General features: G+C 44.7%; 31 protein-coding genes and 2 pseudogenes. 28 read left to right on the forward strand and 5 right to left on the reverse strand.

Features of this window, described 5'->3' with window-relative positions; translation table 11 throughout:
- Positions 1–74 precede the first annotated feature (74 nt).
- On the forward strand, positions 75–1,145 hold the full coding sequence (locus tag CKQ84_RS17835; RefSeq protein WP_105252240.1) for a DUF3732 domain-containing protein: 1,071 nt from the start codon (positions 75–77) through the stop codon (positions 1,143–1,145).
- Between the two features lie 140 nt (positions 1,146–1,285).
- On the opposite strand, the gene CKQ84_RS17840 is transcribed toward CKQ84_RS17835, so the two are convergent.
- Complete coding sequence (locus tag CKQ84_RS17840) at positions 1,286–1,975, reverse strand: S24 family peptidase (protein ID WP_105252241.1); 690 nt, start codon at positions 1,973–1,975, stop codon at positions 1,286–1,288.
- 105 nt (positions 1,976–2,080) lie between these two features.
- Between CKQ84_RS17840 and CKQ84_RS17845 the strand changes: the two genes are divergently transcribed.
- From CKQ84_RS17845 to CKQ84_RS17890, 10 genes are all read left to right on the forward strand, one after another.
- Positions 2,081–2,275: a Cro/CI family transcriptional regulator gene (locus CKQ84_RS17845; protein WP_105252242.1), complete on the forward strand. Its 195-nt coding sequence runs from the start codon at positions 2,081–2,083 to the stop codon at positions 2,273–2,275.
- A 43-nt stretch (positions 2,276–2,318) separates the two neighbouring features.
- A complete protein-coding gene (locus CKQ84_RS17850; RefSeq protein WP_105252243.1) occupies positions 2,319–2,942 on the forward strand; it encodes a hypothetical protein in 624 nt (207 codons plus the stop codon).
- Between the two features lie 5 nt (positions 2,943–2,947).
- Complete coding sequence (locus tag CKQ84_RS17855; RefSeq protein WP_105253106.1) at positions 2,948–3,274, forward strand: hypothetical protein; 327 nt, start codon at positions 2,948–2,950, stop codon at positions 3,272–3,274.
- A gap of 165 nt (positions 3,275–3,439) precedes the next feature.
- Positions 3,440–4,177 (forward strand): hypothetical protein, encoded by a 738-nt coding sequence (locus CKQ84_RS17860; RefSeq protein ID WP_105252244.1) that lies wholly within the window; start codon positions 3,440–3,442, stop codon positions 4,175–4,177.
- Positions 4,178–4,320: 143 nt separating this feature from the next.
- Entirely contained in the window at positions 4,321–5,178 is an 858-nt protein-coding gene (locus CKQ84_RS17865; protein ID WP_105252245.1) for a helix-turn-helix domain-containing protein, read from the forward strand.
- A complete protein-coding gene (locus tag CKQ84_RS17870; protein ID WP_105252246.1) occupies positions 5,175–5,858 on the forward strand; it encodes a replication protein P in 684 nt (227 codons plus the stop codon). Before CKQ84_RS17865 ends, CKQ84_RS17870 begins: the two co-directional genes overlap by 4 nt.
- Complete coding sequence (locus CKQ84_RS17875) at positions 5,848–6,072, forward strand: hypothetical protein (RefSeq protein WP_006082025.1); 225 nt, start codon at positions 5,848–5,850, stop codon at positions 6,070–6,072. The genes CKQ84_RS17870 and CKQ84_RS17875 overlap by 11 nt, the downstream gene beginning before the upstream one ends.
- Positions 6,073–7,341 (forward strand): tyrosine-type recombinase/integrase, encoded by a 1,269-nt coding sequence (locus tag CKQ84_RS17880; RefSeq protein WP_105252247.1) that lies wholly within the window; start codon positions 6,073–6,075, stop codon positions 7,339–7,341.
- 60 nt (positions 7,342–7,401) lie between these two features.
- The gene (locus CKQ84_RS17885; RefSeq protein WP_006082023.1) at positions 7,402–7,617 is read left to right on the forward strand and encodes a helix-turn-helix transcriptional regulator; all 216 of its coding nucleotides are present in this window, start codon (positions 7,402–7,404) and stop codon (positions 7,615–7,617) included.
- Positions 7,607–7,966 carry a hypothetical protein gene (locus tag CKQ84_RS17890; RefSeq protein ID WP_006082022.1) on the forward strand — a complete coding sequence of 120 codons (360 nt, stop codon included), beginning with the start codon at positions 7,607–7,609 and terminating at the stop codon, positions 7,964–7,966. The genes CKQ84_RS17885 and CKQ84_RS17890 overlap by 11 nt, the downstream gene beginning before the upstream one ends.
- A gap of 368 nt (positions 7,967–8,334) precedes the next feature.
- On the opposite strand, the gene CKQ84_RS17895 is transcribed toward CKQ84_RS17890, so the two are convergent.
- Positions 8,335–9,294: an integron integrase gene (locus tag CKQ84_RS17895; protein WP_105252248.1), complete on the reverse strand. Its 960-nt coding sequence runs from the start codon at positions 9,292–9,294 to the stop codon at positions 8,335–8,337.
- Positions 9,295–9,620: 326 nt separating this feature from the next.
- Between CKQ84_RS17895 and CKQ84_RS17900 the strand changes: the two genes are divergently transcribed.
- From CKQ84_RS17900 to CKQ84_RS17965, 14 genes and pseudogenes are all read left to right on the forward strand, one after another.
- Positions 9,621–10,535 (forward strand): DUF2971 domain-containing protein, encoded by a 915-nt coding sequence (locus tag CKQ84_RS17900; RefSeq protein ID WP_105252249.1) that lies wholly within the window; start codon positions 9,621–9,623, stop codon positions 10,533–10,535.
- A gap of 32 nt (positions 10,536–10,567) precedes the next feature.
- On the forward strand, positions 10,568–11,002 hold the full coding sequence (locus tag CKQ84_RS17905) for a hypothetical protein (RefSeq protein ID WP_105252250.1): 435 nt from the start codon (positions 10,568–10,570) through the stop codon (positions 11,000–11,002).
- Between the two features lie 166 nt (positions 11,003–11,168).
- A complete protein-coding gene (locus CKQ84_RS17910) occupies positions 11,169–11,561 on the forward strand; it encodes a VOC family protein (protein WP_105252251.1) in 393 nt (130 codons plus the stop codon).
- Between the two features lie 85 nt (positions 11,562–11,646).
- Complete coding sequence (locus CKQ84_RS17915) at positions 11,647–12,078, forward strand: hypothetical protein (RefSeq protein ID WP_105252252.1); 432 nt, start codon at positions 11,647–11,649, stop codon at positions 12,076–12,078.
- A gap of 92 nt (positions 12,079–12,170) precedes the next feature.
- Positions 12,171–12,788, forward strand: a complete 618-nt coding sequence (locus CKQ84_RS17920; RefSeq protein WP_158683067.1) for a DUF4272 domain-containing protein — start codon at positions 12,171–12,173, stop codon at positions 12,786–12,788.
- Between the two features lie 87 nt (positions 12,789–12,875).
- The gene (locus CKQ84_RS17925) at positions 12,876–13,271 is read left to right on the forward strand and encodes a hypothetical protein (RefSeq protein WP_105252254.1); all 396 of its coding nucleotides are present in this window, start codon (positions 12,876–12,878) and stop codon (positions 13,269–13,271) included.
- Positions 13,272–13,344: 73 nt separating this feature from the next.
- Positions 13,345–13,620, forward strand: a complete 276-nt coding sequence (locus CKQ84_RS17930) for a hypothetical protein (RefSeq protein WP_105252255.1) — start codon at positions 13,345–13,347, stop codon at positions 13,618–13,620.
- A 114-nt stretch (positions 13,621–13,734) separates the two neighbouring features.
- Positions 13,735–14,352 (forward strand): hypothetical protein, encoded by a 618-nt coding sequence (locus CKQ84_RS17935; protein WP_105252256.1) that lies wholly within the window; start codon positions 13,735–13,737, stop codon positions 14,350–14,352.
- Positions 14,353–14,489: 137 nt separating this feature from the next.
- Positions 14,490–15,353, forward strand: a complete 864-nt coding sequence (locus tag CKQ84_RS17940; protein WP_105252257.1) for a hypothetical protein — start codon at positions 14,490–14,492, stop codon at positions 15,351–15,353.
- 161 nt (positions 15,354–15,514) lie between these two features.
- Positions 15,515–16,362 (forward strand): annotated as a pseudogene (locus CKQ84_RS24205) (tyrosine-type recombinase/integrase).
- Entirely contained in the window at positions 16,356–17,474 is a 1,119-nt protein-coding gene (locus tag CKQ84_RS17950) for an IS91 family transposase (protein ID WP_105252258.1), read from the forward strand. Before CKQ84_RS24205 ends, CKQ84_RS17950 begins: the two are co-directional and overlap by 7 nt.
- Before the next feature lie 347 nt (positions 17,475–17,821).
- Complete coding sequence (locus tag CKQ84_RS23785) at positions 17,822–18,109, forward strand: hypothetical protein (protein WP_158683069.1); 288 nt, start codon at positions 17,822–17,824, stop codon at positions 18,107–18,109.
- A gap of 735 nt (positions 18,110–18,844) precedes the next feature.
- Positions 18,845–19,978, forward strand: coding sequence for a hypothetical protein (locus CKQ84_RS17960; RefSeq protein ID WP_105252260.1), 1,134 nt, complete (start codon positions 18,845–18,847; stop codon positions 19,976–19,978).
- 119 nt (positions 19,979–20,097) lie between these two features.
- A complete protein-coding gene (locus CKQ84_RS17965) occupies positions 20,098–20,613 on the forward strand; it encodes a hypothetical protein (protein ID WP_105252261.1) in 516 nt (171 codons plus the stop codon).
- Here CKQ84_RS17965 and CKQ84_RS17970 read toward each other — a convergent pair.
- The 3 genes from CKQ84_RS17970 to CKQ84_RS23790 form a co-directional block, all read right to left on the reverse strand.
- The gene (locus CKQ84_RS17970) at positions 20,603–20,743 is read right to left on the reverse strand and encodes a hypothetical protein (RefSeq protein WP_254053120.1); all 141 of its coding nucleotides are present in this window, start codon (positions 20,741–20,743) and stop codon (positions 20,603–20,605) included. The two genes, CKQ84_RS17965 and CKQ84_RS17970, sit on opposite strands and share 11 nt — an antisense overlap.
- 596 nt (positions 20,744–21,339) lie before the next feature.
- On the reverse strand, positions 21,340–22,296 hold the full coding sequence (locus tag CKQ84_RS17975; RefSeq protein WP_105252262.1) for a hypothetical protein: 957 nt from the start codon (positions 22,294–22,296) through the stop codon (positions 21,340–21,342).
- 479 nt (positions 22,297–22,775) lie between these two features.
- Positions 22,776–22,982 carry a hypothetical protein gene (locus CKQ84_RS23790; protein WP_158683071.1) on the reverse strand — a complete coding sequence of 69 codons (207 nt, stop codon included), beginning with the start codon at positions 22,980–22,982 and terminating at the stop codon, positions 22,776–22,778.
- A 1,567-nt stretch (positions 22,983–24,549) separates the two neighbouring features.
- Between CKQ84_RS23790 and CKQ84_RS17980 the strand changes: the two are divergent.
- From CKQ84_RS17980 to CKQ84_RS17995, 3 genes and pseudogenes are all read left to right on the forward strand, one after another.
- Positions 24,550–24,736, forward strand: a pseudogene (locus tag CKQ84_RS17980) (IS91 family transposase); the annotation flags it as partial.
- Between the two features lie 705 nt (positions 24,737–25,441).
- Positions 25,442–26,014 carry a hypothetical protein gene (locus CKQ84_RS17990; protein ID WP_028760218.1) on the forward strand — a complete coding sequence of 191 codons (573 nt, stop codon included), beginning with the start codon at positions 25,442–25,444 and terminating at the stop codon, positions 26,012–26,014.
- Between the two features lie 52 nt (positions 26,015–26,066).
- Positions 26,067–26,378, forward strand: coding sequence for an SMI1/KNR4 family protein (locus CKQ84_RS17995; RefSeq protein ID WP_231466234.1), 312 nt, complete (start codon positions 26,067–26,069; stop codon positions 26,376–26,378).
- The last annotated feature ends 11 nt before the right edge of the window (positions 26,379–26,389 follow it).

Below are 26,389 nucleotides of genomic sequence, written 5' to 3' on the forward strand. Positions count from 1 at the left end.
AGTCTTTAATCATAAGAGCTAAAGAGTTTTCATTAATTGATTTAGATTTAGATTTAGACTCTTCATTAAATGAGTTGAAGGCAATCGTTTCTGGTGCTACATCTAGTGTAGTAAATTCAGTCAATGAAGATAATATTGAAGGCGACATTTACTTAGTAGAAAGAGAAATTAACAATTTAAAGCGATTTAAAAATGAATATGCATCTTATAAACGTAACATTGCATCTACATTAGATAGTTTGAAACCTATCTCTTTTTTAAAAGAGAATGATTCTGAAATTATTAAAACATCAATATTTGATAATGTCATTAACGCTTTTCATTCTGAACTGGTAAAGATTAAAGAATGTAACATTCAGAAAACTCCGATAGATAGGCAAGTTAATGATGAGATAAAAGCATTGGAAAGTAAGTTAGTTTCTTTACGAGAATCTATCTCCACACGTCCGAAAGATAATAAAAGTTTTGAAAATGAAAATTCTAAGTACTTTTTCTTGGGAGAAGTTAAGTCGAAAATGGAGTTGTATTCATCTTCAGATAATACGTCATTAGAAACTTCAGATAATAAACTAGAACAGATTAAAGAGAAAATTAATGCGATAAGTATCGTTGATACAACAGAGAAAAAAGAGCTTACAATTAAATTAATTGAAGAAATAATATCAGATTATATGAAAGATGCTGGATCAGCACTCACTAATTATTCTGATTATCTTCCTGTTTTTGACTACCACCAAAAAAAGTTACTACTTAGAAAACCAAAAACTTCTTTCATTGAAAATGTTGGGAGTAGCTCTAATCATATGTTTTTACATTTATTTTTCACTCTTGCAATGCAAGAAGTTGCTTTTCAACACAGATCACCATACATTGCTCCATATATTATGATAGATCAACCAAGTAGGCCATATTATGGCAGTGGAGTGAAACGGAAAGTTAATATTGATCATAGTGATGAGGCTAAGATAACGAAAGCCTTTAGACTTCTTAATAATTTTATTGAAACCAGAATCAATAATTCTTCAGATTTTCAAATGATTGTTTTCGAACACGTACCAAGTAACGTCTTTGAAGGGATGGAACATGTTCACTTAGTTGAAGAATTTTATGATGGGAATGCTTTAATACCAGAAAATATGATTTAGAAATATTAGAGTATGAATGACCAGTTCTGGTTGGATGTCGATAATAGCTTAATAATAATGAAGTATTACAAGCGCTTGTATTTGAGTCTTTTACTATATCTTATTGAAAGGCCAAATACAGTGAGCGCTTTTTCTATGTTTTAAACTAAAACGGAATACCAAAACACCTTGCCGATCACTTTGACCTGTTTAACTTGCTCGGCATCGAGGCGTTCGTCTGGGTATTCGTCCGTGTTGTAACTACGAAGACGTAAACCACCACCGGGTAATTTATACAGCACTTTGATACGCAGCATGCCATCGTGGTTAACTGCGTACATTTTGCCGTCGATCACATCGGTGGCCGAGGTATCAACGCCAACCGTTGAGCCGTGGGGTAATATGGGCTCCATGCTGTTGCCATTCACTTTGACACAAGCTGCATAGACGCTATTCACACCTTGGCGCTTAAGGGTGCTCTTGGTGAAGCGCAGTTTTGGCCCTTTAAATTCGCGGCAATCAAGAATGCCATCCCCTGCGGCTAGCTCCACTTCCATGTAAAACGGTATTTCAACTTCATCTTCACCTAATGGGGTATCACTGTCCCATATCTCAAATCCGCCAGCCCATTCAGCGTTGGATTCCGGTTTAGTTTCTTTATTTCCAAAGAGAAGATATTCGGGTGAGCAGCTTAAGGCTTTCGCTAAGGCATGCAGATTCTCGCCTTTGGGAGAGGTAGAGCCTGATTCCCAAAGCGATACTGTGGCTTTAGTTAAGCCTATTTTTTTGGCAATGGCTGGCTGTGTAAAACCTAGCTCTTTGCGTCTTTGTTTAATTCGTTCATTCATCATAGTAAAGCTATCTTAACTTAACGTAAGTCAAGTTACCTTTTCTTTTGTTGATATTTGGGTTGAGTTTTCTTAACCTCGGTTAAAATTACTTGTCGGAGTTTATCTATGAAAACGAAAGATGCGATCTCGCATTTTGGAAACAAGCTAAAACTGGCTGAGGCTTTGAGTGTTACTAAATCTGCAATTAGCCAGTGGGGGGAAAACGTTCCCGAACTCCGCGCTTATCAAATCGAACGGTTAACTGGGGGTGAACTCAAGGTGACAGAGTTGCCGTTAATGAGCCCTGAGCATGCCGCTTAATACTGAACCGCACTAACACGTTAACAGAGAGAGGCTTATTAGCATGAAAACCAATTCACGTAAAAAAGATAGCCGTTTGAATTTGTTGATGAAAACGATTCATCGGGTGTTGGAGTTACCCAAGATGACGCGCTTTGCACTGGCGATAGATTTTGTTGCGGCAGTTGAGCGCCTTGGGCTGAGCGAGGTGTTGGCGGCGGAGGGCATTAGCTTTGCCAGCACGCAAGATGTGCACAACGATGCGCGGATTAATGCCCAAAAGCTGTTCCGTTGGCTTGGCCAGTACGAGGGCCAACATCCGCAGGCGGATCGCTTGTTTCATGTTGAGCAAGCACTGGTGGCGGCGCTGCCCGAGCATTTGCGGGTGCAGTATCTCAACGATGTATTTGGTTGCACTGGGGTGACGGTCATTGCCGACCGCATGAATGATGGTCATGTGTTGCATGTGGCCGATATGGCGGCATCGCTCACCAAAGAGAACGCCGAGGCGCAAGTGGCGGTGATCCACTTGGGCTGTGAGCCCAAGCGCGAGCAGTTAGTGGCGGCGCACCGCGAGTTAAAAGAATCGGCGGCGACCACGCAAGCGAGCATGGCGGCGTTAGAGCTGGCGTATCCGTATTTAGCGAGTTATGGCGGTAAGGCGGCGCAATTCGCGGCCGAGAAGTGACCGCGATGCCGCAATCGAACCTTAACATCAATGTTATTGCTCGCGCTAAGGCTGAGCTGCATCAGCAGTTGATCCGCTTGGGTGACATGATCGGCGACGGTTTGCACTTAGAACCCGATGGCAAATTGATTGCGAAAGAGTATGTAAAAGTGGCGCGGGCGTTAGGGTATCGGCCTAAACGCGCTAATCACAGCGCACAGATTAATGTGGTGATGCTTAAGCGGGTGGCTGATGTGCCGTGTGGCCAGTGCGGTTTGGCTTTAAAGCAAACCAAGTCGGGCTCAAAACGCGCTGTATGTGCCAATGGGCATAAGTGGCAGTTGTTGAAATGACTTGTTTGAATGACTTGTTGAAATAAGAGACGGAGTGAATGACATGTTCACAAATCAGTTAAGTGATAACTGGGCGCGTAAAAAACGCCGTTATCAAATTGCCCGCCACAGTTTGGCGACCGATGCGGGCTTGATACCTAAGATCATGAAGTGAGGAGGATAACGATGTTTGATCCTGAATGTTTAATTTGTTGTTTGGAGGGCGGCGCCGCGTGTTCGGTACATGGGCAAGTTAGCCGTGCTGATGGGCCCGCCGTGACCGCGCTTACCGAGATGGAAACCGCGCAAGTGACGTTACTCATGATGCAAGCAAAGCAGTTAATGCTTAAGGCGATGGCGCTTAAATCTAAGTCGAAAATGCCTAATAGCACTGAGCCTAATGTGCCTGAGCTTAGCGCGGCAACCTCTGAACGGGCAGCGTTAAGTGGCGTGAACATGGGCAAAGACATTGCCTGTTTTCATGGGCATACCACGGCGGAGTTGTTTAAGCGAACGCAGGTGGGCCGAATGGTTGAGGTGTTAAGGAACTGCGATGAATTGCAGCATAGTCGCCCCGAGCGTTGGGCGGTTATCGCGACCGACATCGTGGATAAGGCGTTGCTGGGCAGTGGCAAGCAGTTGTTGCTACCGACGGTGAGCATCGATTGGATTATGAATTATCTGCTGATGGAAGAACAACGCGCGGAACGTTCAATTGCGCTATTGGCGGCGGATGTAGGCGCGGCTGATGCGAGTGCGGTTGATATGAGTGCAGCTAATGTGAGTGCCATAGCGACTAGCCGTAACGCGCACATTAAACGGCGTGATTTTTTTAGCCAGTTGCGCAGTAACTTGGCGCACAAGGTTTACTTGCTTGGCAGTGAAGGCGAGCGAGCGGAGGGCAACGGGGCGCATTGCAGTTGACCCGTTGCAGTAGACATAAGAAAGCCCGCTGAAGTTTTGGCGACCGATGCGGGCTTAATACCTAAGAGAGGCAATATCATGTTACTGAAGCATGGGGTTTGCGTCAATTCGAGTTTGTGGGTTGCTCTGTTTGGGGGTGACTTATGAGTATGGAATTGATGGTAAAAGCGATGAAGGCCAAGGTGGGTAATCCACTGCGCAAGCTGGTGTTGATCAAGCTTGCCGATAACGCCAATGACCAAGGCGAATGCTGGCCGAGTTACGAGTATATTTCGCAGGCTTGCGAGATAAGCGAGCGGTCGGCGATTAACCACATTAATGCGCTGGTTGACGTCGGACTGGTGCGCAAAATTACCCGCAAGAGTGAGCATAAACGCAATACATCCAACCTGTATATTTTGGACTTTTCATCGTGTGTTCTGAGTGATAAACCTGCTCAAACCCTACATTTTACTGAGGGTGCAGCAAATTCACCCTTAGAAAATACTGAGGGTGCAGCATATTCACCCCTAGAAAATATTGGGGGTGCAGCAGATTCACCCCTAGCCAATTTTGAGGGTGCAGCAAATGCACCCATGGGTGCAGGAGATTCACCCTCTGAGGGTGCAGGAGCTGCACCCAGAATCTGTCACTCTTTTGAACCTATCAAAGAATCTTTAAAAGACTCTTGTCCAGCAACGAGTGCTAAGTCGGTTTTCAATGCGTTTTTCAAAGCCTACCCCGCCCATCGCAAAGGCGGCTCGGATTCGGCTGCATGGAAAGCGTGGAAGGCTGAAAAGCTGACCGATGCCGATTGCGTGTTGGCGGTGAGCTGGTTGAAGGACGCTGCGGCGCTGGATGCGAGTTGGGGTTTTAGCGCTAACGGCCAGTTTGTGCTCGGCATTACCAAGTTTATCCGCGAACGCCACTGGTTAACGCCGTTGCCAAGACCGATGGGTACCGCGGTTGGGCAAGTGGATTGGAGCTACGCGGTGTATGACCCAGAGGACCCTTTGATATGACGGCCAACCAAAATGCGAGCATGAAATCACTGCAGACCTTAATCCGCCAGCCGCTGGTTGGGCAAGGGCGTGTGAGCCAACCCGAACCCACGGCAATGGACATGGCGATTGTGGACAGCGTGTTTAGCAAGTTGCGGGTGTTGTTCCCCGTGAGTGCGCCGCGGCCTGAGGACGAAGCAACCCACAAAGCCGAGTGGCTTAAAACCTTGGCGGCGCAGGGAATTGCCAGCCGCGAGCAAGTGCAAGCGGGGTTGAATCGCGCTAGACGCGAGCAGGGCGATAGGCAGTTTTGGCCGACACCGCGCCAGTTTGCTTTGTGGTGCCAACCCACGGCTTGTGATTTGGGGCTGCCCAAGTTGGAAGCCGCGTTTAAGGAGGCTGCGCGCCATTACCATCACCCTGACAAACATACGTGGAGCCATGATGTGGTGCGTTTAGCAGTACGCGAGACGGGCAGTTGGATGTTTGCAACAGGGCTTGAAAAGGACGTGTTGATGACGTTTGAACGCAATTACACAGTGCTGTGTCGGCGCTTTAGCCGTGGCGAGTTGACCGATGTGGAATTGCCAAAGGCACTACCTGAAACGGTGACGCGGCCCACTGAGGCGGCCAAGGCGAAATCAATTATTGCCAATTTACGTGCAAACTTTGGGCTTAAGGGGGCAAACGATGGCAACTAAACCACTGACCCAGCGCGAACGCTTGATGCGCATCATCACCGGCAAACGGTTTTGGACCCTGTTTGAAATCCAGCAAGAAAGCTTTAACCGCTTTGGGGTTCACGACAGCGAGACAGCCTTAAGTGCGCGGTTTCGGGATATGCCGATGAACCAGCGGGTAAAACGCATACGCTCAGGTACCCATCACACCTTTGAATATCGGTTGGAGGGCTAGATGGCGCAGGTGATGACAGCAACAGGCGTAGAGCAAGGCAAGTTAAACGATGCGGTATTGCGCCGTTGGCTGCGGGCAGGGATAACGCGAGACTTTCGGGACACGCAGTTTCCGGCGGTGCGGTTACGGGCCTCGACCGATAGACGCCAAGCCTCGGTGTATTTAGTGATGAACGAAGCGGGCAAAACCGTGTGGCAAAAGCAGGGTGTGTGGCCAGTGATGTGCTTGAAGACCTTTTTAACGGAGTTACCCAGTTTGCTCGCCAAACGCAGCATGGGCCAAACGGTAATTAGCAACGAGTTTGCCACGGTAGCGCAATTACTGGCGTGGTTTGTGAGCCATGTGGAGAGCAACCGCACCTTAAGCAACAGCTGGCGCAGTAACTGTAAATCGTTAGTGAGTAAACATCTCAGCGGCTGCTTTGGTGAGTTACCACTCAATGAGCTGAACTTTATCGCAGTGGACAGTTATTTAATCAAACCCATGTTGGCGCAGGGTTATTCGGCCAATTACATCAAAGCGGCGGTGAAGGTGTTGAAACGAGCGCTATCGGTTGCGGCCGATTTACGGGTGTTAGACACCAATAGCTTGGCGGGGTATCGGGTGCAAATGAGTTTGAAGATGCCACCTTTGGTGGGCACGCAGTTAAGCGAATCGGATGTGGGCCCGTTATTCAGCGCCCTACGAAATGCAGTAAGACCGGTGGCCATGCTGTTTGTGTTGATGCTGATGTTCGGTACCCGCATAGGTGAAACCCGTTTAGCACGTTGGGACCACTTTGCCGGCGATTATTGGTTTATTCCCGCTGAGAATGCCAAGAACCGCCAAGAGCACCGCCTGCCCATGACGCCGACGGCCAAGAAGCTGATAACCCATTACGCCCAGTGGCAATACACGCATGTGGGCAAGCGGGCGTTTTTGTTCCCAGGCGAAGTGGGGCCGGTGAGCATTCGCACTGCGCAGTATTGGAGTGAAACGATTCGGTTTAAGGCGTTTACCTCCCACGCATTAAGAAAACTGTGCCGCACCATTATTGCTGACATGGGCGTAGATACCATGGTCGGTGAGCGAATTTTGAATCACACCTTGCCATTGCTGCTACGCACTTACGTCAACAGCACCCTAGATAAGGGCATGTTGATGGCGCTAGATGCCTACCATGCGCACTTAATCACGCTGGGGTTTGATGATGTGGCGCCCGAGATAATGCGCCAATCGACCACTGAGACGAGTGAGCCAGACGAGCCAATGTTAGTGGGGTGGTTATGACAATAACGATAACAATATCAATTAGCACAACTGGGTTATGGACTTCACGCAGGAGGATTTATGGCTAATCGCGCCGCGGATGTATTGAAAGTGGGGCGCCGTTTACGGGGCATGACCCAAGACGAAGTGGCTGAGATTTACGGCATTAGCCGCAACACTTACCAACGTTGGGAAAATGGCCGTACTACTGCGCCCTATGACGATGTGACATCGATATGCCTTGATGTGTTTAAGCTTTCGATTGAGAAGATAAATGAGGTGGCCAATGGGCTTTAGCGATGAACCCGAGCAGAGGATGAACATTAAGGCGTTGCGGTTAGGGCTTTATCGCTGGGGCCGTTATTGGGTGTACCAAGAGTTGGGTAAGGGGTTTTCAAACCGCAGCGCCTGCGACCGTTTAGGCGAAGCGCTGGGCGGCGGCAACCTAAAGCACGAACTCAACGTGCCTGCCCATGTCGCCCATTTTGATCACCTCGTTGAGCAGCTATCCATTAACTGCAAACGCGCCATTCGCGCCCATTATCTGTGCAAAGAGCAGTGGGCCTTAATGGGATTTGACAGCAAAAAGTCTTACATCTTCTGGCTAAGAAAAGCCGAAATGGCACTGCTGGATAGGATGAATTAGAAAGGCGCCCTCTTACGAGGGCTGGCGGGTTAGCCGGTTGTCCACCAAGACTGCTAACCCGTTGACCGGATTTTATCAAAGGTTCGGACAGATACCTATGCAAACTCATTCGCGATTAAATGATGCACTGAGCTTAGGTGTGATCTCTATATTGATCACAATGAAACTAGGCTTTTACAAATGATTGTTTTGTGGATTTATTGTTCTGGTGCTCTTGCCACAATACGCCTTTATGCATTTGTTTGGGCTAACGCCAGTTACCTCCAAGTGTTTTACGGGGCAACCCAAACACTCTGTAAGTTAAGTGTTAGTTTACCTGAATTAGTAATACGACTAGAGGCAATCGAGATTGCTTTATTACTTAGAATTTATAACTTATCTAATGGACTCGTTGTCCCTGCGTAATGTTGGCCAAGCACATGGGTGTAGATTTGTGTTGTACTAACGTCATTATGGCCAAGTAGCTCCTGAACACTTCTGATATCACTGCCCGATTGAAGTAGATGGGTTGCAAAGCTATGTCTAAATGTATGACAGGTAACACGCTTAGTTATTTTGATGTTACGCACCGCATTGCCGAGCGCTTTACGAATAACACTCTGATGAAGATGATGCCTGCAAAGCGTTCCTGTATAAGGATTAATGCAGGTTGTGGTTGAAGGGAAAATGAACATCCATCCGTGTTGCTTAAAGGCATTTGGATACTTACGCTCTAACGCATTGGGTAGGGAAGGGCCGATCCCTTGTTGGTTGTCACGGTGTTGAATCTCCATTGCCTTATTAATATATGCTGTGAGTTTAATGGCACATTTATGGCTGAGGATTGTTTGTCTATCTTTATGACCTTTACCATCCCTCACAGTCAACGAAGCTTTTTCAATATCAATATCTTGGATACGTAACCTGAGGCATTCTGAAACTCTCAGTCCACTACCATAGAGTAGTTCTATTATTAGCCTATCGCGGCCATCAAGCTCATTTAGTATTAGTGAGATTTCTGATGGGGATAACACTGTAGGTAAATAACGTTGTTTAGTGGCATAGCAAAAACTTAAATTTCCAAGCTCATGATGCAAATGTTTCTGGTACAAATAGGCTAACGCGTTCAGTGCAATTTTTTGAGTGTTGATAGCCACATTCCGTTGATTGGCAAGGAAGGTTAAGAATTGTGCGACCTCCTCTGTTCCCATCGTTTCAGGATGACGCTTGTGGTGAAAGTTAATGAACGCCTTGATCCAATACAGGTAGGATTTTTCTGTTCTGATACTGTAACCACGCATGCGCATTTCTTCTTGAACACCGCTTAAAAAAGGGCTTTTTATACTCATGATAGCAATCCTTGCGACACTGTTTATATGTACAGTATTATTTGATAATCGCTGAAATCAAGGAAGATTGTAAAATTTTTTGCGCGTTTACACTTATGAATCCCCATGCATTTTATTAATTATCAATAGCTTATCCTTTGACGGTTCGAGTTAATAGGTTTGGGAAACGTGCATGCGCGTTTTTCCAGATGGTGTATTTGAAAAAAAGCTGATAAGTTCCTTTTATTACAAGTAATTAACAGTGCGCGTTTTTACTGGTCTAATGAGGTAAACGCGCATGCGCACTAATAAAATGTTATATGGCCAATGCGAAAACCGAGTAGTATATGACATTAGACGAGCTAGAAAAAAAGTGTGTTTTCCGTTACAGAACAATGAACAAAAACACAATGAACGAGGTGCTTAACGAAGAAATATGGCACTCCACCATTGATGGACTTAATGATCCTTTCGAATTTCCAATCACGCTGGATTGGAGCAATCTAAAAGACTGTGATAATGGTGTTCTAGTAAAGTATGCTCTGCACTTTAAAATACTACCGACCAATGAAATGACCGCATATTTTTTAGATGGAATGTCAGATAAAGTTCGTGAAATAGTAGTTTTAAATTTAGATAAATTGAAGAGTTCGTTGCCGGAGTATTATGGCGGTTTGTTTGTTGCATGTTTTAGTAAAAACATGAGATCACCACTTATGTGGTCTCATTATTCAGATGGTATGAAAGGGGTTTGTATCGCTTATGATAGGAGCCGACTGGAAGAGTCTGAACAGTATGATTTGCACCCAGTTCAATATAACGAAACCCCACTAAAACTAGATTATACACACCTACATATGGTCGATGCTGTCGATGAATTCAAATATTTCGATTTTGTAAATAATGAACACTCACTTGCGAAGGGGTTCTTGGTTCGATTGTTATCGTATGATTATCTTTATCAAAAGCACAAGCGGTGGAGTTATGAATATGAGCTGAGAAATATCATTGATCCAAACAATAGTCGATCAAATCCAAAATTTGGCCATGCGATTTCGCGCCCTAAAGGGGCAATATCAGCAATAATTATTGGTAGCAAGATGAAGAAAATTCACATCAATATGGTTAATAAATACTGTGATTTTCATGATATTCCAATTTATGTTGCCTCACCTAAGTTTGATGACTATTCAGTAAAAATAAAGCTATATAACAAGTCAATTCATGGGATATCACCGCTTCGCGGCGCTGCCTATGATTGAGGCGTTAGGCAGGGCAAATATAAAGGCAGAAAATGGAATCAGACAAAGAAATAGAAAAATTATTAGAGGAAATGTTTTCTTCCAGCTCCAATGGTGAAATCGATTCGGTCCTAACTAGTTTCCAAAAATTAAATGAAATTTGCACGGAAGAACAAATTCCGATTCTAGTAACGGCTATGCAATCAACACAATCAAATTTCTGGTTGCGTGAATTGCTAGCCGAACCGATTTCTCAGATAGGCGGCAGTACATATCTTCCTGCTTTATTTGAAGCCCTTAAAAAGGGAGAGCTTGAAGGGCACGACAATGATTCTTTGTGTTTTTTCCTAATTGAGTTAGCTGAAAGTGAGTCCGAGACTTGCCAAACTAAACTGAATGAAATAATTTCAGATCCCGAAAATGAATTTCAAGAGCTAGCTTTATGGCTAATAGAATTTTGTAAGAGTGCGGCTGAAAAAAATGCCTAACAAGGCGTTCCAGCACCGTTCCGCTTCGCTCCACTGGACAGCTTTTAAGTCGCGTCTTTGTGGTTTTGCTGCGCAAAAGTATTCCACAAAGTCGCGACTTAAAAGCTGCCGCTGAACTTAACGTTAGAACTCACACAGTTGCCCCAGCGGCTTCAAGGAGGATCGAATGAAAGGACAATTCGTCGCGGGAGCAGTTATCTACGCAAAAGACATTCAGCGAGTGAGCCAGTTTTATTCTGAGCTTGCTGGTCTACCAGTAACTCACAAAGAACCTGACTATGTGCTACTTGAGTCACCAAGCTTTCAATTAACGGTGGTAGCTCTAGCACCCGCAATCGCAGCTAAAATTGCAATCTCATCACCACCAGAACGCAGAGAAAACACAGCGATTAAAATTTGTTTTCCCGTTAAAAATCTTGTCGCCACCCGAAAAATAGCTGAGCAGTTAGGTGGAAAATTAAATGAGCCAGAACGTGAATGGCTATTTCAAGGCAATAGAGTGTGTGATGCTCATGATCCAGAGGGCAATATTTTCCAAATTCGAGCCAGTGAATTCTAACAAATGGTTCAAACCGTTCGCTTTGCTCACTGGGACGGGCTAAAGCCCGCCCCTTAACCAAACGTTATAAAACACAGGGATAGTCATGCGTTTTTCCATCGGCAATTCACACAGCGGTCGTATTGAAATACAGATACTTAGATATGAAAGAGATGCCTCTGGATGTATCTATGATGATAACTGGTTATCGGTGATTGTTGATTTGTCATTTGGCGGTTTTAAAGGTTGCTTTGATGCAGCTTTTTTAACAATGGATTTGAAGTCTTTTTTAACTGAGGCAGAAAAGCTCTATAGTAGTTTGAAAGGCACCGCTAAATTTGATTCTATGGAGGGCCAGCTTGTTTTTACTCTTGAAGGAAATGGCAGGGGTGGTATTTCCCTGAATGGTATAGCGCTTGATCAGGTCGGCACTGGTCACGAGCTGAAGTTTTTTGCTGAACTTGATCAAACTGAGCTTGAGGTTTCCTTAATAGAGCTAAGAAAAGTAGTTAATGAATTCCCAGTTCGAGTTTTATAACAAGCGCCTTAAACATCGCGGCCTGCGGCCGCTGGACTCGCAACAAGTTGCTCGCCGTTTAGGCGAGTGTTAGGGCTCCATGAGAAATGAGTATGGATGAACTTAAATCCAGAACCACAGACTATCTTGCTTCGGTTGGTATAGAAGTACCTGCGCATCTCCCAACGATTGAGGGGATTGATGAAGTCACGCCAAGAAATGCAAAAGAGGTAGCAGGACGGCTCTGTGCACTTGCTTACGTCATTGGTCTTGGTTTCGGTGCAAAAGGCAGCGATCTTTTGGAGCACCTTCAACAGTACGACCTGATGCCCTACGTAAGTCAACGCGAAAAAAACTTGCTTGGTGAGGAAGTTCTTGGCGACCAAGATAAAGTAGATATGTCTTGGCAAACGGAATGTGCCCAAGCTCTGGCATGGTGCATTGGCCTTGTTGAACTCGACCACTTTCAACACTGTGACGACGACTTGGCCCAAAAGATTCCATTCAAAGTAGATCCGAGTGACTTCATTCAAAGCGCCCATCTGAGGCCGATTATCGAAATTCAATCGCAATCAGACCTACTTTATAGAATGCACTGGTATGCGAGAAATTGCCGACTTACCGGGCGAGAATGCGATCTGAGTGAAAGCATTATCTCTGAACGTAGAAAAGCCATTGATTGGGTTTATGGCGTTGAGGGGGACTGGGATGAAGTGCCGATGGATACCTAGCCCTAACAATCGCAGGCACGGCGACGTCTTTTCCATTGCGGCTTCGCCTCCATTGCAAAGCCGCGCATGCTGCGGGCGTTATGAGCTATGACCACTGATAGAGAAAGTGCTGAATACTGGTACGGTGAGTTAATCGAAGGGCTTCGCCTGATATCTAGCGAATTTGAGGTTCAAGAAAGACGTTTGCCTGAATTTGTGCACCTTCCTGATGAAGTTCTTAATGCAGTATCGTTGGATACTTTAGGGTTGGTTGTTAGTGCTGGTTTATTGTCGAAAGAACAATATTCTAAAGTACAAGTTCTAGACGAGGCATTAGAGAACATTGAATTGCCATCGGATTACGAAGAAATGATTGAGCAAATGAAATCCGGCGATGATTTTAAGGCACTAAGGTTGCATGCTCGAGATTTACTAACCTGTCTAAATCAACCATACATGGAGCCTAATATAAGTGCTATTTACGTTAAAGGTTCAACAAGTTAAATCAGCGGAAAACCACTCGCTGCGCTCGCGTTTTCCGCTGTTCAAAGCGTTATATGCCACAAGGAGATTTGGCTTGTCGATTAAACTTCTTACTGAACGTTACCAACTTAATATCATTGCTCCTTTTCATTTAAGCGTTAATGGCGAAAAATATGTAATTGATGCCTTAATTGAAGGTTATGGTGCACGTAAAGGCATGCTAATCGTTAAAAATGCGAATACTATTAAAGACGTAAGAGAAGATATTGTAGCTTTGGGATACGGATATTCTTGTTTCGATATAAATGCCAATGATGTAGCTGAAAGCTTTCAAGAAGTGCTAGATGACTGGGGTAAAAGTGGCATATAACAAGTTGCCTAAATTCGCCGCAAAAAGCGCGGCTGGGACAAATACTCACTGGGCTTCGCCCAACAACGTTCGCATTTGCCCCTTGGCAAAGCGTTATGTTTTTTGGTGGTATAAATGGAACATGTAGTAAAAATTGTTGATTCGGTAGCTTGGCCAGTCCTAATTCTAATATTAAGTGTAATGTTTAAGCGTTCGCTTGGGGTATTGACTGAAAGAGTATCAAAATTTAAGTACAAAGATGTAGAAGCAAATTTTGGGCAAGAGCTTCAAAAAATCGAAGGTAAGGCTAAGAATTTACCAAAACACTCAGCAACCTCTATATACCACGATAAAGAATACTGGGAAAAGATGACGATACGAGGTGTTTGTACACAGTGGGAACAAATTAAACGTATTGCTGACACTTCGCCTAAAGCGGCGATACTCGAAGCTTGGTTGGATGTTGATATTGCAGTATTTGCTGCGGCAAGAGCAGGGGATATTGATACATCTAAGTTCTCTACACCAGTATCGCAAGCTAGAGAACTAATGGACAATGGACATGTACCAAGAGATATTTGGCCAATCATCACGGATCTCCATAGACTGAAGCGTCAGGTAGAAGAATCGAACGACTTTTCTACGTCTTATGACGAGACAATGACGTTTATAGACTTGTCTTTGAAAACTGGTAATGAGTTCAGGGAGTTCGCGATGGCGGTTCATCTAAACAAGTTAAATGCACAAACATAACAAACGCTTTAAGACCGATTCGCAACGTTTGGCGGTTTTGGTTTGATTTAGCTTTTGTGTTTACGGTGTAACAATTAATTATGTGGTAGCGTTGCTCACCACTTAAGCGGGCGTTGTGCGTAAGGGAGAATGACTAAATGACAATTCTACCCGTAATCAATCGGGTTCGGATATCCAATTTATGGGAACACAAAGCATCTTTGATTGGAGTCTTGCTCGGGATTTTATCTTTATCCTTGGCACATTACGCAGGCTTTCTAATGAAGGTTCCATTGCAGATTGTAGCGGTCGCAGGGGCTCCGCTTGCCGCTGGCGTGACCGCCACCTTTCTGTTCTATGTGTTTTTTTGTGCGGTTTGCGCGAGAGTCATGGCTTCAATAGTTCAGCTCGCCTTTGTACCGTTCATGGCGGCAATGGATCGACTCGAGCGCGGGCTATTCCGGCGGATGAGCTGGTCCAATCAGCGCCACTTTGTGAAATCCCACACTCGAACCATAAGATGGGAAAGCTATTATTGGCTGGCTCTGCAATCAGTGCTCTTTCTTCTCTTGATGCTAGCTATTTATGTGAAATTCGATATGGGTTGGTTTAGCGGGGCAGCATTAGCTTCCTCCCTGCTGCTTGTTCTTCTAACCGGGCTCGTCCGTTCTGGTTTTTTTCTTCAGCCAAAGATCAAGGTTTTCATACGGAAGATAAAAGGCCGGCCAGCGCGCGCTAGACGTGCCGCATCTGCAACACTGGTAACAGTGACTGGAGCTTCAATTGTTGTCTCGTTTATTTTAGGGGTAATGCGCGCGGATCTCTTGCGGAATCAGACCCCGCAATTAGTAATCACGGAGAATTTCTCGGCTATGGCAGCGGTGGTGGCGAGCTCCGAGAGTGAGCTTCTTATATTCCAAAAGAAAGGGGTAGATTCTCGATATGTATACTTTGCATCAAATCTCATTACAACCATAGAGTCTAAAGATGTGTTTTCACCCATAGGGTCTCAGGGAGAATAGTATGCACAACAAAGCCAAGCACTGCGACCGCAAAACCGCCGCTGCGCTCTGGTTTCGCGGCACGTGTTGGCAGCGTTGAACTAAGCCGCTGCGCGGAGCCCAAAGCGAACCACTGTTCCACACTTACTCCTAGGGATAATCCCTCACCTAGGAGGTCTACCATGTCATCACTTCTGCAACAATTCCATGATGAGATCAGTTTACGTGGTTACTCGGCCCGTACACGCAGTGCTTATCTGCGTGCCATCACCCAACTGCAGCACTATGTAAACCAACCGCTCGATAGCATTACGGATGAGCAGCTTATGGCTTAATTCCTTTACTTAAATCTTGAGCGACATCATTCCAGAGCCACCTTAAAGCTACAGCTTAATGGCATTCATTTTTTCTATGAACATGTCCTAGGGCGCGATTTTACGGTTCAGTTGAGCTTACCTAAACGTCCACACAAGCTGCCGCAATTGCTTAGTTGCCAAGATATGCGGCACTGCTGTACCACTGTCAAAACCTGAAACAACGCGCCATGTTGGCGCTGTGTTATGGTTGTGGTTTGCGTGTCAGTGAGTTAACCCATATTAAGGTTGCTGATATCGATGGGCAGCGGCAGTTGCTCAAAGTGTGTCAAGGCAAGGGTGCCTGCGACCGCTGGGTGATACTCTCACCGACTTTACTCACCCTGTTGCGTCAGTATTGGCAAGCGTATCATCCCGTCGAATGGTTGTTTGCCTCGACCTATCATGATGTGGTTTATCCGCTGCATGAGTCGACCTTTCGTAAAGCGTTAGCGAAGGCGGCCCGCTTAGCGAGTATCACTAAGCCATGCAGTCCACACAGCCTAAGGCATGCTTATGCGACCCATCAATTACAAGCGGGTATGCCACTTCATCAATTACAGGCCCAACTTGGTCATCACAGTATAAAGTCTACCGAGCGCTACTTGCATTGGTCGCCGGAATTGGGTCATCAAGGGCGTGACTTGCTAGCAAGTCTTGGGGGGATGCAATGGTAACCATCTACCATTTAAGCGATATCCTTCATCAGCACTTAGCCCACTACCAACAGCAGCATAAACTGACCGAACAGCATGCCTTAGTCTGCCAGCATATTAAGCAGTGTCGCACGCAAACCTTAGGCATACAGCATTGGCGTTGTGATACTTGCCAGTATGAGCAGCAGGTGTTTTGCTCCTGTGGTGACCGGCATTGCCCTCGTTGTCAGGGAAGGCAGACGCAAGCGTGGATTGCTACGCAGCAGGCGCAAGTCTTGCCTTGTCGCTATTTCCATTTGGTCTTTACCTTACCCCACGAGTTGAACATCTTGGCGCACTACGCTGCCAAGCCGTTATACAGCGCCCTGTTTGAGTCTGTGTGGCAGACGCTTGCGCAGTTTGGCATGAAACGGAAACACCTTCAGGGCCAATTGGGTTGCACTATGGTATTGCATACTTGGGGGCAAACCTTGAGTCAGCATATTCACTTGCATTGCTTAATCCCGGGTGGGGTGCTGACGTCAGCGGGAGATTGGCATAGCGTGAAAACGGATTATCTGTTTCCGGTTAAAGCCTTGTCCACCGTGTATCGGGCTAAGTTATTACGGGCGCTGCGACAACATGAGCTGGCTATCCCTGCGGCTGACACCTTAATGGCAAAACCGTGGTGTGTTTACAGCAAAGCGTGTCTGAGCCGCGCTGAAACCGTGGTGGAATATCTCGGGCGTTATACCCGTAAAGGCATGCTGCATGAATCAAGAATTGCCGACGTGACCGCAGAGCATGTCCGTTTTCACTACAAGGACTATCGTGACGGTCAGCAGCATAAGCAAATGCGGCTAAGTTGTGATGAGTTTATCCGCCGTTACTTATTGCATGTATTGCCCAAAGGGCTGATGCGAGTGAGACATTTTGGTTTTCTCGCCAATGCTTGCCGCCGCAAAAAGCTGGCGCTCATCCAGCGGCAACTACGTAAGCCGCAGGTGGTATTGGTGAGTCCTTTAGTTAAGGAGGACAGTTTGTGGTCATGCCCGCAATGTCAGTTAGGTCATTTGCAGTTTATTGGGCTGATAAGACCGCAGGGATTGGTGATGATTAACAACCAAAGTCAGCCAATATGCCTGTCAGGATAACCCCTCCCTCAAGACGTAGCGTAACCGACAGCGAAAAGCAGCCAGTCTTATGGGGTAAGCCAGTGAGGGGATAGGGTGTGAGTGTCAGCCTGAGTCTGGGGCCAAAATGCTGTCAACCAAGGTCAAAAATCAGTCGAAAGTGAGCGTAAAAGAATGAGAAAGTTAAAACGATATCAAGTGATTACCCATCAAACTGTATAAAAAACCGCTACCGCAAAAAAGCAAATTCCTATAGCATTATTCATACCCATTTACACGGATGTGGCAGCGGCCAAGTCCAACAAGCGATTTATGCCCTGCAAACAGCGCAGCGCATAAATACTAAGACGTTATGCGGTGTCAGAGTAATGATTGATCGAGAAGTTATAAACGAGTTTGCCAAGAGAGAGCGCAAGTTAACTGTAATTTTTGCAGTATCGTTTGCTATTTTTGGGTTTACGCTTTTATTCAATGCACTTTCTGATGCATATATAAACCCAACATTTCCGTTTTTAGTTGGCTTTGTGTTGATAAGTTATGGTTTATACAAAGTTTATCGGTGCCCTGTATGTAATGCTGCACCAAGAGCATTAGGAAGGGCAGGTGTTCAAATTGCGCCAAAGAATTGTGGTAATTGCGGGGTCAAACTAAGGTGATTGCGCATAACAATCGCCAGCACAACGCGCCTTCGGCGCTCGACTCGCAACAAGTTGCTCGCGTGTGTGGCGGGCGTTAGGTCTCTAGATGAGGAGTTGATTTGAAGTCCGTTATTGCAATCGCTGGCCTGCTGTGGCTTGTTGGGTGTGCTTCCACATACAGCCTTCCCACGAATTCGCCATCTGCAACTATGACGCTGGACCTTCGATCGGAGTCCAAGGGGACGACTATGCAGGGGTACAGAGTGTTCGCATACCAAGACATGAACTGCACGCCGTCGCCTCTAGGGTCACTGATTGAGTCGAAGCAGTTCACGGGTGCCGTCGAGAAGATTGGCCCAATCAAGGTTGTGGCCGCCTCCCCGCTGACCTTTGCGGTCTTGTACGGAGAGTCTCGAATGTCGCAGAACCGCCAGTGTAGCTTCACGGCTTCGTTTCTCCCCCGCGCCGGTGAGTCATACGGTGTTCAGTTCGCGGTTGCGGACGGAGCCCTCGCCTGCGGAATGAAGATTACAGACGGTGCTGGGCAGGAAGTGTCTTTTGAATCCCCGTCATCCTCCTGTGCGGAGACTTTCGCGGGCAGGGTTAAGAACGGTGGAACTGGCGTGCTCAATTGGACTTTCAGATAAGTGGCAAAGAGACCTAACCATTCCATCGATCGGATGTCCAACCGGCTACGCTGGTTGGCCACCGCTCATGTCAAACGTTAGCTGCTACAAGCAGGGGTTTCTATAAATGCGAAGTGACGTAACAATCAACAAATTGTGGTGGGAGCATTTAGCTCCTAAACCAATGATTCCTCGTCGTCGCGAAGTAGAAGCGCTGCTCAATAATTTTATACGTACATCACCCCACGGTGAGGAATGGATCAAAGTTGCGAAGAATCCAAATGGCATCTTTAGGGTAAAGCCGGGACAGGTGATTCCTGTTGTCCAGTTAACTTTCCTTGGAAAAGCCCCTGGATTTGTAGCACCTTTCAAAAAAGTAGAGGCTGGTCATCGTACAGTCGGAGCAGCTACTGAGTTCCAATCTGGAAAGCTCCTCGAAGAAGATGAGCTTGTGCTTCAGCCGATTATTTCTATCGATCTTGTGACTGATCCATTGTTTATTCAAGCAGCTAGGCAAGGCCGAATAAAACTAGACGAAAGTCAAATAACTCAGCCGAGCTTGCTCTTTTCTATCCCTGCACATTTCTTGTTGTCATCGAAACATTTTCCCAAAAGTGCATATGTGCTTTACCAACATATTTTTGGGACTGGTGGCTCGTATCCAAATGACGGGTTCTTTTATGTGGGAGTCACAACGCGTAGTTGGCAGAAGCGGTGGTCAGAGCATAAAAGAGCAATCAATGGAGGGAGTCCTTTGCTGTTCCATAGGACATATCGAGAAGAAATGGAAAAAGGACGAATCACCTATGTTAATCACAAGGTTATGGGTATAACTGATGATCTTGAAAAATTGTACGCAACCGAAGAATTTTTAGTCGAAGGTCATTGGGAAGATCAACGTCGCCTTAATATGATTCCAGGCGGCAAATCTGGTTTGCGTTATCTTAGAGAAAATAGGTTGCTTCAACAATCTGATGTCCCGGTGCCAGATGAACGTGACAGAATCATTAGTGAATGGCTCAAGGAACATCCGAGGAAAGGCCTCCCTGCGCCTTGGGTTGCGGAAAAATGGCGAGATAATGATTGGGCTGTTGCTCAAATTTGTGGCCGAGATGGCAGATTGTCGGTCGAGCAAGTAAGGGCAATACACCAGCTTGCCGAGAAATATTCACCCGAAGAAATTTTTGCGCGTATAGGCGCAAAAAATATTGCTCAAGTGGAGCGTGTTCTTGAAGGGAAAACGTATTCGAGGGTCGAATAGCATGTGATATTATCGAAGCAAAGAATCAGCTAACAATGCCGTCAACTCGGATGCATTTTTCGTTCGCTGCGCTCACTACCTATGCTCCGGTTACGGCTGGCGTTAGCTAAGGATAAAATTTGCGTAATCTAATACTTGTTCTTTTTATATTGATTGCTGGATGTGCGCCAAATACGGCCACTTTTATGAGTCCAAAAGGACTTGGTGGTGACGTCATTATAAATGGCTGCGCACAAATCCCATCAACTTTTCGATATGAAATGGAAGGGGCCAGTTTTAAAGTTAATTTAGGTAACAATTCTGTTTATTTGGTAGTCGAAGTCGTAGATGGTAGTAGTGTTGAATGGCAAAACAATGAAATAAGTGTTCAGGTAAATAATGAAAAATTCACTGAAAAAGCCAAGGATTTAATACAAAGTGATCGAGTTAGAGAGCCTTGTGGTGGTTTCACTAGTACGTTTAACTGTAAATCTTACCGAAGCTACCATTTGAATATAGAGTTTGAATCGCTCATTGGTGCTTCTAAAGTAAAAATATTGCCTCCAATACCTATGGTAAATAAAGTGCCTTTTAAAGTTTCAGAAATAGAATACAAAAAAGTGACAAAAACACTAATGCAGGCAATCAACTGCTAACAAGAAAAGCCAGCCGACGCGTACCGCGCAGCTGTGACATACCTATGTTCAGCAGCATGTCTTTCTGACTTAGTGCTAGTTGTTCTCGGTAGTGCTTGAGTTCTGTGGCTAATTCGCTGAGATGCTTCATGGTGTTGGCTCGGTTATCTTTTACTCATAAACATCATATTAGTTGTTATCCGTCATTAATTACAACTAATGCGATGTTATTTTGTATAAATACAATCAATTTGTTGTTTATGCGTATAAATACAACATATTAGTTGTATATGTGCCGTTGATATCGGATTGGATTTTGTCATAGATGAGGTGGTCGCGGGCTACATTATGGGCGCGCTGGTGTGTGTGATTAGGCCGGCTTGATTGTGCTAGAGAGATTAAAGAGTCGTTATTTAACACCACACTTCTGGGACAAAACCTTATTAGCCAGATTCGGATTAGCTATTTTATTAGTAACGCCTCTTTGGGCTACAAACTAATCAACTCTCGATATCACCAGTTGGAATAGGCATAACAGGGATATGAATCAGTTCTCTAGAGATCTGATTCATGCTAAGGCAAAAAAAAGCCCCGTTGAAAGGAAGAAACGGGGCGAAATGGGTCTGTTTTAAGGTCAGCATTAATCAGTCTGGTACAGAGTGATTCACGGGGGTGATTTAATGCTAAACAACCATTAGTAGTTGGACTGGCAAGTCTATTGCCTTTTTAGCCCTCGTTGAAACCCAATTAAAATTTATTATTAATCTCCGAAATATCCACTGATTCTAGCTCAACCCCCTCAGCTCCCGGCATCTTATTGCCTTTATAATTAATGTTCCCATATGGGAAAACATAAGGGTTATCATCATTAATTTCTTGCAGCATACAATCTAAAACAAGTCTAGACTTCACGGTTGACTTTGTTCTAAAGCGATTCCCGTCAATGCTTGGTATTAGTTTTAACTGCTGCGCAAGGACATTTTTACTCTCTTTCAAAAAGCGATTGTTAACAAAAATATATGATTGATTGGCAAGAAAACCTCGACCAATAAAAATTACAAATCCGATATTTCTGTAATCTCTATGAAAATCGAATCTAGTAACACGATTTAAACCTTCTTGTTCAATGTCGTGATATTGGCAGTATCCATTAGATAGTAAATGACATAATTCCAATACAGTTATGCTCAATTGATGGGAATCTAAGCTATTTTCATGCTTCACTTCATCTTCTGATTCAAGACAGTAAATTAGGCCCGTATTGAATGACTTTAAGCCTTTCTTATCTCTGTTATTGGCATATTTCCTATTTATTTCATTCAGTTTATTTGTGACCCCCTCGATAAGAGGAGCAAGCTGTTTGGATAGCTCAATGGTTACCGTTTTGCCTATGAATTTATTCGCCAGTGCGCCAGCCTTCACCCGTTTAATTTCTTCATCAATAGCTATATCAACCCTTGTGAGTAACCCACCTTTAGGCCCATTCACATCAACAAAGCAAACATCCTTTAGGCTGTCTTCTGGATTCGAGCTAACAATAAAATCAGGAGTCCAATAATCTCGGGTCTTCGACTTTAAATGCTCCATGCAAGTAAACTTGCTTTTGCGTCCTTTTTGTTCTGGGTCATCAAATTTTTCAATGTGATCAGTTGATAACTTTAATTTCCGTATAAGATACTCGTAAGAAAATTCTTCACTATTCATGTTCTATACCTTAATTTAAGAGAGGTACGCATTGTAGATAAGAATGCATTTCAAGCAAAAATATTGTTTTATTTTTGTGAAAAATGGAATTTTCACTCCATATTACTTTATGGGCCTTAGGGTACTAGATAGAACTTGCACTGACAGATTGAGATAACAAAATGTGCAACGTGAATCAGTCTAGGTAAGTTTGATTCAATGTAACGGTTTATCAAATCCCTCATGATCACACCTTACTCTTTGGTAGTCATTACATTATGTATCTCAAATTATCAGATAACAAATGCCTGAACTTCCAGCTGCGGCAAACTTTGGGTAGAAGTGGGTTAAAGCCATCTATCGGGTCTAATTGCATCGTGAGGTTAAGTTAAGACTAATCCAGTTCAATCGTGCGTTCGGTTTAACCTATTCTTAGACCACTATTTTCACCTGCAGACGTGTCACTCGATCACCTTACGCTTCATGTCCAGTCGTCAGCTTTAACCAATCCCAACGTTCATCTTGAGCGCTGAACAGTTATCCGCTAATACCGGTGGTCGATGATGGCCGGTACCTAAGCGTGTTGTTCCGCTTGGTCCTATGATCCTGCCGTGTTTACCTGTAGGTGTGTCCGCTAAGCTCACGCTGGCTAATTGCTTGTTGTGATAAGGGGATAGATAGGGCTGATACCTCGCATCAATGTGCATGCTTCCGTTCGTTAGCTGCTTAATAGCTGCAGATGCATTAATCGTTCAGGTATTTGCTAATTCTTTGGGTGAAGCCGGTAATGTTAGGGCAGATATAGGCGTGTTGTACGACGATGGCGAGTGAGAATATCGCACGTTTTATTAGCATTATTTGTTGCTGATATGTTACGTATTGATAGGTGAATTACACCATTCTGGTTCAAAAGTTTTTCGATGCGGCCTAGATAATCCCTAGATCCCCTCAAAAAGTTGGGAGCACTCAAACCCATGTGGCAGCTGGGCTACAGGCATACCGTTGCATCAACCCTACAGGAGGATGCAACGACTCGCTTTTGTTGCTTTTGTGTTAACGCTTCAAGGGCGTAAAGGGTAGGGCAAAAGGTGAGTTTTTTGGTAGTTCTGGGTGAATTGATGGCGCCTAAATGGATCCTTCTATTCGGCTCACTGTTTCGGTCGCGGCCTCATCCTGCGAAGGCGTTATCCGCTCCCCGTTTTTAGTCATCGAAAGCAGGCGAACTGGGATGATCTGCACACTGTTTCTGAGTGATTGAACGCGTTTTTAGGCTCATGCTGCCTTAGTTTGAATTGTTATTGATATGTTTCTATTTAATGGGTGTTGTTCAGTGTATTGCACCAATATGGTTCAACCGTTTTTCGATGCGGCCTAGATAATCCCTAGATAGCCTCAAAAAGTTGGGAGCACTCTAGCCCATGCAGCAGTAGGGCTACAGGCGAGTCATTGCATCAACCCTAAGGAAGGATGCAATAGCGTGCATTTGTTGCTTTGGTGTTAAATGTTGGCAATGGGGTGAAGAGGGTAAAAGCCAAGGTTTTAAACGGTTTTAGACGGTTTTAGGTGAATTGCTTCTGTCTAGGACTAGGCTCATTTTAACCGAGTGCCAGACTCGTTATCTTTACCTATATTAGTCATCCTGCATGGATAGGAATGGAGCGATGATCATGTGCAATTATGAGGAATTTTGATTTTCAGATGGGCGGATTTTGTGTCTCGCCGATGCTCACGGTTTGATTGAAACCGAACGCGACACTTTATGATGATGAGAATCGCTCTCAACTCGATGTAGATGCGAACCATTATCATCGCGGGTCCTTCCGGCGCGGTTGATTGCGGGGGCAGTGACGCGCAGTGCTTCACTACATATGAGGATTTTAGAGGGCTTGGTTGTTGTTTTATTAGCGGGCTTTTAGGGGGCGTTCATAATTTCGAACGCTATTTATGACGTTGATTTTATTTGCTTATTATTCTTATTTCCTCAGGGATTTAAAAAATAGGTGTGCTCGGATATACCAACTTGAACAGATCGATTTGTGATCCTTTGATCTTTGTTGAATGGGCCGATATTTTGCGTCTCTTGGTAAGCTAGTCACTATAAAGCGGAGAACAGTGAGGGGAGAAACCTACCTTTAGTTTGAATACATCAGAGCGCAGCTACCTAGGCATATTGTTTTGTTCTAGCTTTATCGCGGAATCACTTAACTGATAACTAAATCATTCAAAATTTCCTAACCGGTTAGTACTGTATGTCATGACTGTGATTTTACGCAGTACTTAACCAATGCTTGCCACCGCAAAAAGTTCGCGCATCAAGCTGCAACTTCGCAAACCGCAGGTGGCATTGGCGAGTACTTTGGTCAAAGAAGACTGTTTGTGGTCATACCCGCAATGCCAGTTAGGTCATTTGCAGTGTATTGGGCTGATAAGACCGCAGGGATTAGTGATGATTAACACTTAAAGTCAGCAAGTACGTATGTCAGGAGGATAACCGCTCCTTCAAGACGTAGCGGAATGACCAACAGCGAAAAGCAGCCAGCCTTATGGGGTTAAGCCGATGAGGGGATAGGGTGTGAGTGTCAGCCTGAATGTGGGGCCCAAATGCTGTCAACCAAGGTCAATAATCAGTCGAAAGTGAGCGTAAAAGAATGAGAAAGCTAAAACAATATCAAGTGATTACCCATCAAACTGTATAAAAAACCGCTACCACAAAAAAGCAAATTCCTATAGCATCATTCATATCCATTTAAACGGATGTGGCAGCGGCCAAGTCCAACAAGCGATTTATGCCTTGCAAACCGCGCAACGCATAAATACTAAGACGTTATATGTACGGAAAGTTATGTCGTTAAACAATGAAATAATACTCAAATCATTGATAGGCTTTGGCTTGTTTTTCTTTATTATCTGGCTTGTGCTAGCTTGTATTTTGATTTTTTCAGGCTCTGCTGAATTTTCCGTTAAAGGTTTAGGATTGTCGTTCTTAGTGCTTCAAATTCCAACTTTGGTTCTTGTAATTAAAACAAAGTTACGACTTAGTAGAAGTGCAATAAAATGAGCAATGTACATATAACAAGGCGCATCACTCGCTCCGTTCGGTCGCTGGGATGTCTACCGCTGCGCGGTCATCACCCGTGTGCTTTGCGTTAGCTTCATGGATAAATCGATGCTTTTAGAAAAATTGCAGAATTCGTTAAGAGATGCATTTCAAGAATGTATAAGTTCAAATTATTCTAAGCCTAGATTATTTCATGCAGCTAGAAGTAAAGCTTGGGTGAAAAACATCGCAGCATCATTTAGAGAAGAATATGTTCAAACTGAATACAGAGTTTTTTCAGCAGATTATTCTAATAATAGAAGCGAATTTAAATTAAATGAATTGCTTTTTGATATTAGTGTTGTGAATGTTAAATCTATACCTTCTGCGTCAAACAAGAAGCAGCTAATCTATGTGAATAAAATGGAATGGGCTATTGAAAGTGAATTTCAAAGAAGCGATAGTCGCGCTTCTATAATCGATTTTAGTAAATTGGCCATGGCTCGATCAGAAAATAAGCTATTGATACTCTCTCAAAGTAAAAGTATAAAAAATTGGGCGTTATCAATACTGAGTGGTGCTGTACCGGAAGATGGTGATAATTACTTCTTAGCATTTGTACCTCATCCTGAAAGTTGGGATGAAGACATGAAAGTGGAACTATATTCTCATGGTAAAGATGGCTGGGAAGCAAGAAGCTAACAAGGCAAGGCACAAAACCTCCAGCGTGTGCTCGCGGCGTTAAATGGACAGCATGAACATCGAAGCCCTTAAGCAAATTTTGCAGTCATGGATCGCTGAAGGTTACGCCGAAGGTGAATTGTCGGTGGAGCCCGAATGGTATGTTCTGTGGCATCCCGAAGAAATAGAAGAATTTAACCGTGATTACCAGCTACCCGAGTACGCGCCGGGGTTCGTAACATTCGGTGGTAATGGTGGTGGAGAGCTTCTGGTAGTAAACGATGAGGGTGAGGTGTTTTATTTGCCCGCAATAGGGATGGCACCTGATACGGCAATAAAAGTTGCAAGTAGCCTGCAAGATTTCAAAGGCTACATGCAAAAATGAGCAAGCCATTT

The sequence above is a fragment of the Shewanella sp. WE21 genome, assembly GCF_002966515.1.
GTDB lineage: Bacteria > Pseudomonadota > Gammaproteobacteria > Enterobacterales > Shewanellaceae > Shewanella > Shewanella oncorhynchi.